This window comes from Peribacillus sp. B2I2 (assembly GCF_041261685.1).
Taxonomy (GTDB): domain Bacteria; phylum Bacillota; class Bacilli; order Bacillales; family DSM-1321; genus Peribacillus.
Map to the genome: position 1 here is coordinate 2,050,253 of NZ_JBGCCB010000001.1, position 13,326 is coordinate 2,063,578.

Consider the following 13,326-nt stretch of genomic DNA (forward strand, 5'->3'; position numbering starts at 1 on the left):
AAGGGAAGACTTCAGGTTTTAAAAAAAGAAAATCTTAAGGAGGAGTTACTATGAGCGAACCATTGAAAGTGGAAAATGAAAATGTATCTATATCCATTAAACATAGAAAACCATCTCGTGCCAGATTTATGATTCTTGCCCTTTTGTTTTTTGGAACTGCAATAAATTATCTTGACCGTACGAATATGGCAGTAGCCGCTTCTGCTATTCAAGATGATTTGGGATTAGATCCAGCTATGTTAGGTCTAATTCTATCTGCTTTTGGTTGGACGTATGCGTTCATGCAAGTTCCCGGAGGATGGCTTACCGATCGTTTTGGCCCTCGGGTGGTATATGGCATCTCTCTTATATTATTTTCACTGTTTACTCTCCTTCAAGGATTTGCCAAAAACTTTGGGACCTTATTCGGACTTCGTCTTGGCCTTGGATTTGCAGAATCACCTGCCTTTCCTGCAAACAGCCGTGTTGTCGCCTCTTGGTTTCCACAACGGGAACGTGCGCTAGCTACTGGGGTATACACAGCAGGTGAATATGTAGGGTTAGCAATCGCGACTCCTTTACTATTTTGGCTATTGTCCTCTTTCGGCTGGCATTCAATCTTTATAGTAACAGGTATAATTGGATTGATTTTTGCTTTAGTTTGGTACAAGTTTTACAAGGATCCGAAGGACAGTAAGTATATAAACAAGGAAGAAATGGATTATATACGTGAAGGAGGCGGACTCGCCGAAAGCGCTGGTCAAGGTCAAAAAATTAATTGGTCAAAGGCACGGCATCTTTTTAAGCATCGTCAATTCTGGGGTATCTATATTGGACAATTTGCCGTTGCATCAACTCTGTACTTCTTTCTCACCTGGTTTCCAAGCTATCTTGTTCAAGAAAAAGGGATTACTCTGCTAAAAGCTGGCTTTGTTGGTTCTATTCCATACATTGCGGCAGGGATTGGAGTGCTTGTAGGTGGTTATTGGTCAGATAAAATGGTAAAACGTGGAGTATCCGTTGGTGTTGCACGTAAAACCCCAATTATCCTTGGATTGTTGGGTGCTTGTACAATTATACTGGCCAACTATACAACGTCTATTGCTTTGGTTATCGCGGTTATGTCGTTCGCATTCTTTTCACAAGGAATGTCAGCCATTACATGGACTCTGGTTTCGGATATGGCTCCAAAAGAGCTAGTCGGATTAGCAGGCGGGATATTTAATTTTGCAGGAAACTTATCAGCAATTGTTACGCCTATCGTCATTGGAATAATTTTGAGCGCAACTAATTCATTTAATGGGGCTATCGTTTTCGTAGGTGTAGTTGCCTTAATTGGAGCTTTATCATACATCTTCATTGTAGGCGATGTTAAAAGGATTGAAATACCCGAAAATGAATAAATGCCATTTTTAAAGTGAAAAAGAGAGGTTAATAGCTCATTACAGATCTCCATGGGTAGTAATTTATACTTCATAGGAAACTGTTATGAGTTTTTTTAATATCAATATTTACATATGAAGAAAGATAATTATTTTGGAGGTTGTTCTACAATTGCTTGTATCTTGCCTTATTTTGCGGCATAAGGAGTTCAAGAAACAAAAAGCTTAGAGCATTCCATGATAAGAAAAAATCAGAAGGAAAGCTATCCTCGGTCGATATAATTTGTCATCGTACTAGTTAAACCAGAAAATATATTAGTTGATTATTATGGTCATTGAAACTATGTTACTTAACCTGACATGTCAATTGCTTTTTTTTCCATTACCAATTATATTTATTAAAATACCTTCTGTTATGTCTGACTATAGCTCAGAAATGAGTTTTATTGAAGTGGTTAGTTATAAAGGAAAAATGAATGGGGAAATGAACATTCATTTGAGGCACTGGTCCAGAAAGTTAACAAATTTAAATTAGTCCTCTTTGGTTAAAGAAATTTATAAACAAAGGTGGGTATGAGATGGGCTTGTTAGGTAGAGTGGTTTTTTTAAAAAGATTACGAGATGAACTGTTGGAAAAAAGAAAACAGGGAGCCACTGACCTTCAAATTGATGAAATTGACAAGCAAATACGGAAGATTAATATTGAGATACAGAATATGAGGAAGATGATGGAATAAATAGTTTCTTGTTTTAAGAATACACGACTTGAACGATTGGTTAATTTTGTTTGTTACCATTTAAATTTTTAACAATGGGGCGTCTCTACAAGAAAGTATGGACGCTTTTTCTTATTGAACTTCCTTCTTGGCACTACAGACTGTAAAGTAAGGAAAAAACCGCTTCCTTACATTCTGTACGTGTCGCTTCGGCATTAAATGATGAGATAACGACTACCTGTATGATGCTTCGCCTACATTCCGTAGGTTCCTTCCTATACCAATTACGGCTGCTGCCGCCAAATCGAACGACCGAAAACCGTAAGAATCGGCTCATGAAGATATGGTCGATTCCGTGTCAGGTGATTTCAGTTCGTAAGGATGGTCAATAAAAGGAATGTGAATTTCGCATAAGTTTTTAGGTATTATTGTGTCATTATCTTAATTAGAACATAAGGTGGAGTAACCCATTTAATTATTTTCCCCCTTAAACAAAAAAGGAGATGTTTTTATTGTCAAGTTGTGGTCATGAATCAAGTTGTGGTTGTGATAACGGTGTTGGTGGATTTGGTGGAGGTTTCGCATTTATAGTTGTATTGTTTATACTCTTAATCATTGTTGGAGCTGCTTGCTTCGGTGGTGATGGAGGTAACGGTGGCGGTTATGGCGCCGTTCAAGGGTATGGCGGTTTCTGTTAAAAATAGTATATGAAAAAAAGCCGACTCTTTATTGGTCGGCTTCTTCAATTAATCTGTCCCTTTGTTACATAGCTTGAAAGAAGGTGATGATTTGAGGAGCTAAATCAGCAGCTCTTTTTCTAATGCAACTATATGGGGAGTTTAGTTTCATAACGTGGCAGTTTTCAAGACTTCGGAGACAAGTTAAATAAAAAGACCCCTCCAAAAATCATCGGTTTGAGAGGGTCTTATTTTATTTAAAAGTTGTAGATTTGGGTCTCTCAAATGATTGCACAACTTCTAAGTCACATAAACAAACGTTTTGATCATATTTCTTAAGCGGCATAATCCTGTGATGATACCCCCAATTTAAACTTACCCATACTAAATGAGTAAAAAGTTATTTGGAGTAATATGATTTTTTCTACTGTCAATCAAAGCAATACAGTGAGCCAATCGCTCTACCCCTGGTTTAATTTGGCTTTCGTTCACTTGAGAAATACTTAAACGAACGAGATTTTCCTTTTTATATTCAGCTAAAAACATTCTAGATGCATCATCTACATATATATGCTGCTCATTTAGCATATGAACTACCTGTTTTGCTTTCACATTTTCGGGCAAACTGATGGATAGATAGAATCCTGAAGTCGGTTTGGAAAAAGAAGTATTAGCCGGCAGCAATAATTCACATGCTTCTTGAAGAAGTTGCATTTTAGTACGATATACCTCTTTTACTTTTTTGAGATGGCTATTAAACATACCACTTTTTAAATAGATTTCTAGCGCACCTTGAGAAAGTGCTGAACTATTAAAATCCGAACTGAATTTATATCGTAAAAAATTGTTAATCATTAATGCAGGAAGAACGACAGTACCAATCCTTAACCCTGGGAGAAAAATTTTCGAAAGGCTTTTAATATAAATCACTCGCCCAGAAGGATCAAAAGAAAATAAAGGATCTGATTTTGGATTTGGATCAAGGTCTCCTAAAATATCATCCTCCACTATATACACATCGTATTTTTCAGCTAACTCAACGATTTTCTTCTTTTCGCCATTCGTGTAAGAATGTCCAAGTGGATTGTGAAATCTCGGGATAATATAGAAAAATTTAATATCATTATTTCGAAAAATGTATTCCAGACGATCAAGATCAATCCCTTCCATCGATAATTCAATCCCAAAAGTAGTAGCTTGATGCAGATTGATGGACTCAATTAATCCGAAATAAGTAGGCTGTTCAATCAGAATATTGTTTTTCCCATTTGGAAATGGCATAGAAACCAATAAATTAAGGGCTTGCTGCGAGCCAGACACAACGACTAGCCTTTCAGGTTGAGTGAACACCTGTAAATTTTGCAAATATTTCACTAACTGTACTCGTAGTGAGTAAAGCCCTTGTTGATCAGAGTATGTAAAAAGCTCTTCTTTATATTGGTCAATTGCTTGATTCATACAATGTTGAAATTCCACATAAGGCATAACATTTTTATCTGGACCTGCAGACAAGAAATCAATCACCTCATTTTCTTCCGTCGCTTTTTGAAATTCATTCACAACATAGTAGCCGCTTTTAGGAACAGAATAAATTAAATGCTCCTTTTCAAGTTCGGCGTATGCTTTAATGACTGTATTTTTGCTACATGAAAAATACTCGGATGACTGACGAACAGAAGGGAGTTTGCTACCTGCAATTAGCGAACCTTCTGCTAGTCGAAGCTTAATTTCTTCCATTATCTTAATATATTTTGAGTTCATTTATTGATCCCCTTTCAACTGTACCAGGACAGATAGGTAAAAAAATGGTTTATTTTTATTGTAAGTACTCATAGTATGTTAATTATATCAGAACTGTTTTTAAGATAAGTAAACGATGGTACAGATATGATACAAAATATAAAGACTGGGGTTGGGTAAGATGCAGGGAGAAACCAGAGCGAAATTAGGATTGTTTTTGGGATTAGTGGGTGTCATTTGTTTTAGCTTAACGCTCCCTGCTACAAGTATTGCTGTAGCGTATTTTGGGACTACGGTCGTCGGTTTAGGAAGAACAGTTGTTGCTGCTATTTTAGTAGCTGTGGTATTGATCGTTCGAAAAGAAAAACTACCTTCTTCAGGGCAATTTAAAAGTCTACTTATTGTTGCTGTTGGTGCAGTTTTAGGATTTCCTCTCCTCACTTCTTGGGCAATGGAATCCTTGCCTGTTTCTCATGGGGCTGTGGAATTAGCCCTGTTACCGTTATCAACAGCCGGATTTGCTATGTTTAGGGCAGGTGAAATCCCTTCTCGCAAATTCTGGGTTTCAAGTATGATCGGCTCTTTAGCTGTCATTATGTATGCACTTCATCTTGGATTCGGACAATTGCAATTTGCCGATTTAGCTTTATTGGCAGCAGTAATTATACTGGGACTTAGTTATGCAGAAGGGGGGAAATTAGCGAAAGAAATAGGTAGCTGGCAAGTGATTGCTTGGGCAATTATGATTGGTGCTCCATTTTTCATTATTCCAGTAGGGCTAAACCTTACAACTAATATGCTCCATGCCCCTTTACAAGCTTGGGTAAGTTTAATTTATCTCGCAGTGGTTAGTCAATTTCTAGCATATGTTGCTTGGTATAGCGGAATGGCTATGGGAGGAATAGCAAGAGTTAGTCAGATTCAATACTTACAACCATTTTTAATGATTCTATTTGCAACAGTATTTCTAGATGAATCCATCACATTTTTCACTCTTGGAATAGCAGTGATTGTTGTCTTTTCTGTTATATTAGGCAAAAATGCTCACGTATCAATAAAAGGAGCTGTATCAGAGAAAAACTAACTGCATGTTCAATTCAGATAGCTAAATATGAAATGAATCGTATGGCATATAGCTTATGGAACGATCGAATTGTAATGGGTGTTGTCATGAATAATGAGGATTGTGGTTGAAAAACGGTTATCTTATATAAATCTTAATGATAAGAAAAAATTCTAAGTGGAGAAAAAACATGTATATTCCTGCACATTTTAAAATTAATGACGAAAAACTTGCCTTCGATATTATGAGGGAACATAGTTTTGCTACTCTTTTTTCTCAACATAATGGAATACCTTTTGCGACTCATTTACCATTAATTTTAAACAAGGATAATTCATACTTATATGGACATTTTGCTCGTCCTAATCCTCAATGGAAAGACATCAAAAATCAAACCGTCTTAGCTATTTTTCATGGTCCGCATTGTTATATCTCCCCATCATGGTATGAGACGAATAATGCCGTACCAACATGGAATTATGTGACCGTTCATGTTTACGGAGAAGTCGAACTGCAAGAGGATGAACATGAGTTAATGAGCTCTCTACATGATATGGTGTCGAAGTACGAAGCTCCTGACAGTTCATACAGTTTGCAAGATGTAGATCCTGTGTTTCTCACTGGCATGAACAAAGGAGTTCAAGGATTTAAAATGAAAATCAATAAAATAGAAACGAAAGCAAAGTTAAGTCAAAACCATCCATTGCAAAGACAAGAGCTGATCGTTAATCAACTGGAACAGATTTCACTTTTAATGAGAGGAAACCTAAAAAAACTACCTTGAATGGTACTGCACTAGCGGGAGTGTTGATCCAGTATGGATTAACGCTCTTTTTGTGGAAAAAACTTGATCATAATCAAAATCTGGTTTCTAAAACTTAATACGATCTTAATGACAAATTTGTTGCCGTGACTGATATTAATAATTATCAAAAAAATCTAAAAACTTCTTCTTTTTCTAATTTAGTTGTGATAATGTATAAAATATAGAAGTATTAACTTCAACATTTTTTTGTAAAGAAGTATTTAATTCATCAGAATAGGAGTTATATTATGGAACATCTTCCTTTTAAATTATTAGTGAAAGAAAAATTTCACCATTTATCGACAGGTCAAAAAAAAGTTGCCGCTTACCTGATTGAAAATTTGGATGAAGCCGCCTTTAAAACGGCTTTTCAAATTGGTCGGAAAGCGGAGGTTAGTGAAACAACGGTCATTCGGTTTTCCTATTCATTAGGATTTGAAGGGTTTAGTAAAATGCAGGACAGAATTCAAAAACAGCTGCTGCACCAAACTCAAATAGATATGTCCAATGGGGATGCCATTCTCCGCATGGATGACAAGCAAGATCCATTTACCAAAGTGATAGAAAACGAAGTACATATTTTACGACATCTATTAGATCATACGAACGTTCAGGATATATGGAAAGCAGTCGATGTCCTGATAAAGGCTGACCAAATATTAATTGCAGGGCATCGGATTTCCCATGCTGCCGCCTATTGGTTCTCCTATACGCTAAGTTCATTAAGGGAAAATGTAAGTTTATGTTCACCAACAGGTGACTTCTATGAAAAGTTTTGTAATCTCACTGACAAGTCTGTTTTAGTTGTTTTTTCCTTTCCAAGATATGCGAATGAAACATTAAAAGTTGCTGATTGCGCCAAAGAACAAGGAGTTTGTTTAATCTCAGTTACAGACCGCCTCCTGTCACCTGTTGGTCGTATCTCTGATATTGCACTGACAACTGAAGAGAACGCAGAGACCGGAACCAATTCAATCGCTTCCGTTATTAGCTTATTGGACTTGGTTATTGCAGGCATACATGATAAAGACGCAAAACGGATCCATACCCATCAGCAAAAATTAGAAAATCTATATTCAAGCTATGAAGTGTTTAATGAGTGAGTTTTAATGAAGTTAAAATTCATGTAAAGGAGGTGAATATACAGCCCAAAATCCTAATATTACAGCAACCATGATAGGTTTAGGCTGCGATTTAACGCCTTGTCTGCACCATCCTGATATGAAATTTAATCTAGGTTATTTATGGAACGAATATTTTAATTAACCCCAGTAATTATGGTGGCAGGAGAATAAAATTTTTCACTTTAAAAATTAATGAAGGGGTGTTTTATGGGAAATATCGCACAAACATCACAAACCGGTGGCCAAGCAGCTACTGATGAAAAACAACTGGAGCGCAAGCTGAAACCAAGGCATCTTTCCATGATTGCAATCGGTGGAACCATTGGAACGGGACTATTTTTAGCAAGCGGTTCCATCATTCATACTGCGGGTCCTGGAGGAGCTGTAGCTGCCTATATAATTGCCGGAATCATGGTTTTCTTTCTGATGACAAGTTTAGCCGAAATGGCTGCCCTTATTCCTATTACAGGCTCTTTTAGTACCTATACATCAAGGTTTGTCGACCCGGCATTAGGATTTGCGATCGGATGGAACTATTGGTATAACAATGCAATCGTAGTCGCTCTTGAATTAGCAGCTTCCTCTCTGATTATGAAATATTGGCTGCCTTCTGTTCCGGGCATCATTTGGAGCGCATTATTTCTTGCAATCATATTTGGCCTGAATATTTTATCGGTAAAAGGATATGGAGAATCAGAATTCTGGTTTGCCATAATAAAGGTTTTGACGATTATTATTTTTATAGCAGTAGGGCTATTAATGATTGTAGGAATCATGGGAGGGGATGCCGTAGGTTTTGAAAATATCACCAAAGGAGAGGCACCGTTTAAAGGAGGCTTTTTATCCGTTATAAGCGTCTTTATGGTGGTTGGGTTTGCCTTTCAAGGCACCGAGTTAGTAGGAATTGCGGCCGGGGAGAGTGAAAACCCAAGCAAAAATATTCCCAAGGCTATTAAGCAAATCTTCTGGAGACTACTCTTGTTCTATGTTTTGGCGATAATTGTGATTGGATTTTTAATCAGCTATAATGATCCGCGTTTGTTAAGCTCGGATATTGAAGATATTGCGGTAAGTCCCTTCACTCTAGTTTTTCAAAACGCAGGGCTTGCCATCGCTGCCTCCGTTATGAATGTGGTAATCCTTACTTCGGTTCTTTCTGCAGGCAATTCTGCGATGTACGGAGCTTCTCGTGTCCTTTGGGTGCTTGCGAAAGAAGGAAAAGCCCCTTCGTTTCTAAAAAAAGTGAATGCAGGCGGCATTCCAGTGAACGCTGTGTACTTTTCTACCATCGTTGGGATGGCAGCTTTTCTAACCTCTCTTTTTGGTGAAGGCACTATTTATACTTGGTTATTAAATGCTGCAGGATTATCCGGCTTTATATCCTGGTTAGGAATTTCGATTACACATTATCGTTTCCGGAAGGCGTATATTGCACAAGGAAGAGATTTGAAAGATTTGCCTTATGTATCAAAATGGTATCCATTCGGTCCGATATTAGCCACAATTTTATGTGTAACGGCTATCCTGGGACAAAATTACTCTGCTTTTTTCGGCCCTGAGATTGACTGGTATGGAATTTTAATTTCGTATATCGGGCTTCCGTTATTTTTCCTGGCTTTTCTAGGCTACAAAATCTTTAAGAGAACAAAAATGATTCCATTGCAAGAGGCTGATTTCAGTAAAGTGGAATAAGTTCTATGGAAAGTATTCCATTTAAAAATAATGTATTTAAATGATAGCTTCAGTGCCTAGCCACGACAAGCCGTCAGCTGTGAAACTAACTTTGCCATCTTATGGTTGGGTTTATCAAGGCACTTGTGCTATTCCAAGGAGGATGACCATGACGAAAACACAGGAAATTGTAATTCGTTCCCTTCATCGAATTGAAGAGCTAGAGGACGTAAGAAAGCTAGAATCTACCATTTGGGGAGAAACCGATTCAACCCCCTCACACCAAACCATAACAGCTGTGAAAAACGGTGGTTTGGTTTTAGGAGCTTATATGGAGGAGCAGCTGGTTGGATTTCAATACAGCTTTCCGGGATTCAATGGGCAATCAGCCTATCTTTGTTCACATATGCTGGGTATAGATGTGCAATTTCGCAACAAAGGAATAGGGGAAAAGCTAAAGCTGGCACAACGTGAGGAAGCGATAAAGCTCGGCTATTCCGTTATTACCTGGACATACGATCCGTTGGAAAGTGTTAATGGGTATTTAAATATAGCCAAGCTTGGTGGGGTCTGTTCTACTTATATCGCAAACTGCTATGGTGAAATGGATGACCTGTTAAACGGTGGAATTCCTACAGACCGCTTCCTTGTCGAATGGCATATTGGAAAGCAGGAAACAACGGATTATAGAGGACCGGGAATCGCGCTGGACTATGTGATGGAGAACTCGCTAATTCAATGGGATACCGATAAAAAAGGATTACCTGTTCCTTCTCTCACTCTTCCGTTGCCTGAACAGGAATGTGGCACAGCTTTTGTGGCCATTCCAAAGGATTTCCGAACAATAAGAGACACAAATATTCAAGCGGCCACTGAATGGCGAATGAAAACTAGTGAAATTTTCACCAATCTATTTCAGCAAGGATGGCAGGTAACAGATTTTATAAAGAATTCTAAAACAGAAATTCCCGTTCATTTTTATGTACTCTCATTAAAATAAACTAGTTAATTTTAATGAGAGTTCGAAAATTCAGGCTGCTGTCAGCCTTAAATACAAAATGGTAAGACTGTTTTTTAACGGTTTTATAACCAAAAGGAGAATTTTCTAATGAAAATTAAACAAGTTATTTTGAGGCATCTGAAGCTAGACTTGCTTCAACCTTTTACAACTAGCTTTGGGACGGAATACAATAGGGATTTTATCCTTGTTGAAGCCAAAAGCGATGATGGCATATCCGGATGGGCCGAATCTGTTGCGATGCTCGACCCTCTTTATAATGAAGAAACCCTTAAAACAAACTGGCACATACTCGAAGATTATCTAATTCCAATTATTCTAAAAAACGAAATCCGGCATCCTGATGAAATCTCCGAAAAATATTTTTCTCATATTCGCGGTAATTATATGGCAAAAGCTGCTTTAGAGGGTGCTGTTTGGGATCTGTATGCGAAAAGGAAAAATGCTTCTCTATCGAGTGTGTTAGGTGGAACAAAAAAGGAAATTGAAGTGGGGGTAAGCATCGGAATAAAGGACTCGATTGATTCGACTCTAGATATGATCGAGGCTCGCCTCGGTGAAGGCTACAAGCGTTTTAAACTAAAAATCAAACCGGGCTGGGATGTTAAATTAATAGACAAGGTCCGAAAAGTATATCCTGAAATCCCTCTCATGGCAGATGCAAATTCAGCTTATACCTTACAAGATTTAGACCGGCTATCCGCCTTGGATGAATTTAATTTAATGATGATTGAACAGCCGCTTGCCTATAACGATATCATTGACCATGCAGATTTACAGTCAAGGCTAAAAACACCTATTTGTCTGGATGAAAGCATTCACTCATTAGAGGATGCAAGGAAAGCGATTAAATTAGGCAGCTGTAAAATTATTAATATCAAGATTGGCCGTGTCGGAGGTTTGACTGAATCCAAGAAAATCCATGATTTATGTCTTGAACATGAAATTCCACTTTGGTGTGGGGGGATGCTAGAATCCGGCATCGGAAGAGCGCATAATATCGCAATCACATCCCTGCCAAACTTCACTCTTCCTGGAGATACCGCAGCTTCCTCCCTCTACTGGGCAGAAGATATTATTGACCCTGAAGTTACAGTGGAAAACGGAATGATCAGGGTTCCAGGATTGCCCGGAATTGGCTATGAACCAAGTTTGGAAAAAATCAATAAGTATACTATACATAGTCAAACTTATAATTTAACTTAGAATAGGGTTTGAAAGATACGTCTAGGGCAGTTTCTTGGTTCAACATCAGTTTCCTTTCATTAAAGGCATGATTCCCTAAAAAGGGAACATGCCTTTTTATGTAGTGAGGGGTATTTCTATAGTTTATCGTACTAACTTTTCTTCCTTCTTATCTTGATAAATAGGAATCTCTTTTTGGCTTATAGGACTATGTATATTTGATATATTGAGTCTTTTATTTTAACTAAAGTCGAATTCCTTAATGACCTCCCTCAGTTTAATAGATAATGCTCACGAATACTCGCTTATTCGCAGGATTTCAAACCACATGGTATAGGTTGCTTTAGATGAACGAAAGAGATAAGACCGTTTTGATAGGATGAGGGCAGATTGAAATAGGGGATCTGTTGAAATCCCATATTATTACATATACTGCACGCATTCTCCACGCTGCCCCTGGAGGCTTTCCCTCCCATGTCTCAACGGGTCATAATCCTATGCCCTTTCATTCCTTCGTCATGCCTATCCAAGGGGTGAAGGCCGGTTTTGCTAACGGAACGGGTCATTGCCCTTTTGTTCATTACATCCAGTACTTCGTGCTTTCTTTGAAATCCTACGAATAAGCCAACTTTCGTTAAATAACAATGTGAATGTAAATTTACGCTGCTAGTTGTTCAAGTGGGAAGATCATTTCCGGTTTATAGGTAGAGCCATTACGAGCTATCCCTACTAGGACACGGGCGAGTTTTCCACAAAGTTTCATGATGGATTTCATTTTCTTAATCTTCTTCACTTTAACATTATTCGAGTGTAGGGCTTTAAATTCAGGGTTATTCATCACTAGACTCATGGTCGCAAGGAAGAGGTAACGCCGCAGGCGTGATCTTCCACGTTTGGAAAGAACAATTTGGCCTTTCCACTTCCCAGAGCTTGCTTCAGCGAGATGCAATCCTGCATGACGAAGGAGCGCATTCCCGTGAGCGAACCCACTCAGATCTCCAGCTTCTCCTAAGATTCCCGCTAGTGAAATCTCGCTGATTCCTTTAATGGCAAGTATTTGCTTAACGAATGGAATCTGTTCCAAGACGTTTGTGACTTCTTGCGTCACTCTTTCGAGTTGGGATGAAGCGAGATCGTATTCCTCTAATAACTGTCCCAAGTGAAGTTTATACGCATCAAGGGCTTGTTTCGTACCAATTGAACGCTTGGCTAATACAAGCAGGGAACGGGCTTTTTTATGTCCGGAATGTCGCTTCATACATGATTTCCAACCGGTTACGATATCTTGAGGCTGTAAGGAACATAATTCAGCTGGGGTAGGAAAGAGGCGTAGGGTTGCGATTGCCCCTTTACATGATACGTCTTTAAACACTTGCCGGAGCTCGGGAAAGACAACATCTACCCAGCGATTAATTTGGTTGATGGAGCTAACAAGACGCTTAACGATCACATCTCGGTTAGCCATAAGGACACGAAGTTTTTCAAATGATTCTGAAGTAGAACGAACGAAGGCATAGTAGCCATTCTTCACCATATCAGCGATGACAAGGGCATCTTTTTTATCACTTTTGGATTGCGTATTATCACGATTTTCTTTGTTTCTTTTGACATGGTGAGGATTGACGGTGACGACATCCATGTTTTGTTTGACTAGCCACTTTGAAAGGTTTATCCAATAATGTCCGGTAGGTTCCATTCCGACTATCGTTGTGTCTAGGTTTTTCGTTTGTTTTAGTTCCTGGATCCAGTTTAGTAATCGAGTAAAACCCTCTTCGTTATTTTCAAAAGACAAGGGTTTCCCGACCACAATGCCCCGAAAGTTTACAGCACGGGCCACGTGTACGTGTTGGGCAATATCCACACCAACAACTAGATGTTGATCCGTAATTCTCTCAATTAGTTGATTTTGTTTGTTTTGCATTTTAAAATTCATAGTAGGGCTTCCTCCTTAAGACTTTGAGTTAGA

Annotated in this window: 12 protein-coding genes; 9 read left to right on the plus strand and 3 right to left on the minus strand. The window is 38.3% G+C overall.

The features are described from left to right. Positions 1-62: 62 nt before the first annotated feature. Positions 63-1,382, plus strand: coding sequence for an MFS transporter (locus ABIE66_RS10340; protein ID WP_370017016.1), 1,320 nt, complete (start codon positions 63-65; stop codon positions 1,380-1,382). A gap of 557 nt (positions 1,383-1,939) precedes the next feature. Further along, positions 1,940-2,098 carry a hypothetical protein gene (locus tag ABIE66_RS10345; protein ID WP_156324934.1) on the plus strand — a complete coding sequence of 53 codons (159 nt, stop codon included), beginning with the start codon at positions 1,940-1,942 and terminating at the stop codon, positions 2,096-2,098. A 133-nt stretch (positions 2,099-2,231) separates the two neighbouring features. Here ABIE66_RS10345 and ABIE66_RS10350 read toward each other — a convergent pair whose 3' ends face one another. Continuing rightward, on the minus strand, positions 2,232-2,414 hold the full coding sequence (locus tag ABIE66_RS10350; RefSeq protein WP_370014624.1) for a hypothetical protein: 183 nt from the start codon (positions 2,412-2,414) through the stop codon (positions 2,232-2,234). Positions 2,415-2,589: 175 nt separating this feature from the next. On the opposite strand from ABIE66_RS10350, the gene ABIE66_RS10355 reads away from it, so the two are divergent. Further along, entirely contained in the window at positions 2,590-2,775 is a 186-nt protein-coding gene (locus ABIE66_RS10355) for a YjcZ family sporulation protein (protein WP_289324628.1), read from the plus strand. 363 nt (positions 2,776-3,138) lie between these two features. Here the strand turns inward: ABIE66_RS10355 and ABIE66_RS10360 are convergent, their stop codons facing one another. Next, a complete protein-coding gene (locus ABIE66_RS10360; RefSeq protein ID WP_370014625.1) occupies positions 3,139-4,515 on the minus strand; it encodes an aminotransferase-like domain-containing protein in 1,377 nt (458 codons plus the stop codon). 160 nt (positions 4,516-4,675) lie between these two features. Here ABIE66_RS10360 and ABIE66_RS10365 point away from each other — a divergent pair, with 160 nt between their 5' ends. The 6 genes from ABIE66_RS10365 (at position 4,676) to menC (ending at position 11,381) form a co-directional block, all read left to right on the plus strand. Next, complete coding sequence (locus ABIE66_RS10365) at positions 4,676-5,578, plus strand: DMT family transporter (RefSeq protein WP_370014626.1); 903 nt, start codon at positions 4,676-4,678, stop codon at positions 5,576-5,578. A gap of 169 nt (positions 5,579-5,747) precedes the next feature. Beyond that, positions 5,748-6,341 (plus strand): FMN-binding negative transcriptional regulator, encoded by a 594-nt coding sequence (locus ABIE66_RS10370; RefSeq protein WP_370014627.1) that lies wholly within the window; start codon positions 5,748-5,750, stop codon positions 6,339-6,341. A gap of 269 nt (positions 6,342-6,610) precedes the next feature. Then, positions 6,611-7,465: a MurR/RpiR family transcriptional regulator gene (locus ABIE66_RS10375; protein ID WP_370014628.1), complete on the plus strand. Its 855-nt coding sequence runs from the start codon at positions 6,611-6,613 to the stop codon at positions 7,463-7,465. A 228-nt stretch (positions 7,466-7,693) separates the two neighbouring features. Continuing rightward, positions 7,694-9,178, plus strand: a complete 1,485-nt coding sequence (locus ABIE66_RS10380; protein ID WP_289324632.1) for an amino acid permease — start codon at positions 7,694-7,696, stop codon at positions 9,176-9,178. Positions 9,179-9,326: 148 nt separating this feature from the next. Next, positions 9,327-10,157, plus strand: a complete 831-nt coding sequence (locus ABIE66_RS10385; RefSeq protein WP_370014629.1) for a GNAT family N-acetyltransferase — start codon at positions 9,327-9,329, stop codon at positions 10,155-10,157. A 108-nt stretch (positions 10,158-10,265) separates the two neighbouring features. Next, entirely contained in the window at positions 10,266-11,381 is a 1,116-nt protein-coding gene (gene menC, locus ABIE66_RS10390) for an o-succinylbenzoate synthase (RefSeq protein WP_370014630.1), read from the plus strand. Between the two features lie 637 nt (positions 11,382-12,018). Here menC and ABIE66_RS10395 read toward each other — a convergent pair. Beyond that, positions 12,019-13,293, minus strand: a complete 1,275-nt coding sequence (locus ABIE66_RS10395) for an IS110 family RNA-guided transposase (RefSeq protein ID WP_370014631.1) — start codon at positions 13,291-13,293, stop codon at positions 12,019-12,021. Positions 13,294-13,326 lie beyond the last annotated feature (33 nt).

Bases quoted from the DNA above. Each gene is read 5' to 3' on its own strand.
- ABIE66_RS10345 (WP_156324934.1), top strand. From the start codon at position 1,940: ATGGGCTTGTTAGGTAGAGTGGTTTTTTTAAAAAGATTACGAGATGAA.
- ABIE66_RS10350 (WP_370014624.1), bottom strand. From the start codon at position 2,414: ATGAGCCGATTCTTACGGTTTTCGGTCGTTCGATTTGGCGGCAGCAGC.
- ABIE66_RS10360 (WP_370014625.1), bottom strand. From the start codon at position 4,515: ATGAACTCAAAATATATTAAGATAATGGAAGAAATTAAGCTTCGACTA.
- ABIE66_RS10365 (WP_370014626.1), top strand. From the start codon at position 4,676: ATGCAGGGAGAAACCAGAGCGAAATTAGGATTGTTTTTGGGATTAGTG.
- ABIE66_RS10370 (WP_370014627.1), top strand. From the start codon at position 5,748: ATGTATATTCCTGCACATTTTAAAATTAATGACGAAAAACTTGCCTTC.
- ABIE66_RS10375 (WP_370014628.1), top strand. From the start codon at position 6,611: ATGGAACATCTTCCTTTTAAATTATTAGTGAAAGAAAAATTTCACCAT.
- ABIE66_RS10380 (WP_289324632.1), top strand. From the start codon at position 7,694: ATGGGAAATATCGCACAAACATCACAAACCGGTGGCCAAGCAGCTACT.
- ABIE66_RS10385 (WP_370014629.1), top strand. From the start codon at position 9,327: ATGACGAAAACACAGGAAATTGTAATTCGTTCCCTTCATCGAATTGAA.
- menC (WP_370014630.1), top strand. From the start codon at position 10,266: ATGAAAATTAAACAAGTTATTTTGAGGCATCTGAAGCTAGACTTGCTT.
- ABIE66_RS10395 (WP_370014631.1), bottom strand. From the start codon at position 13,293: ATGAATTTTAAAATGCAAAACAAACAAAATCAACTAATTGAGAGAATT.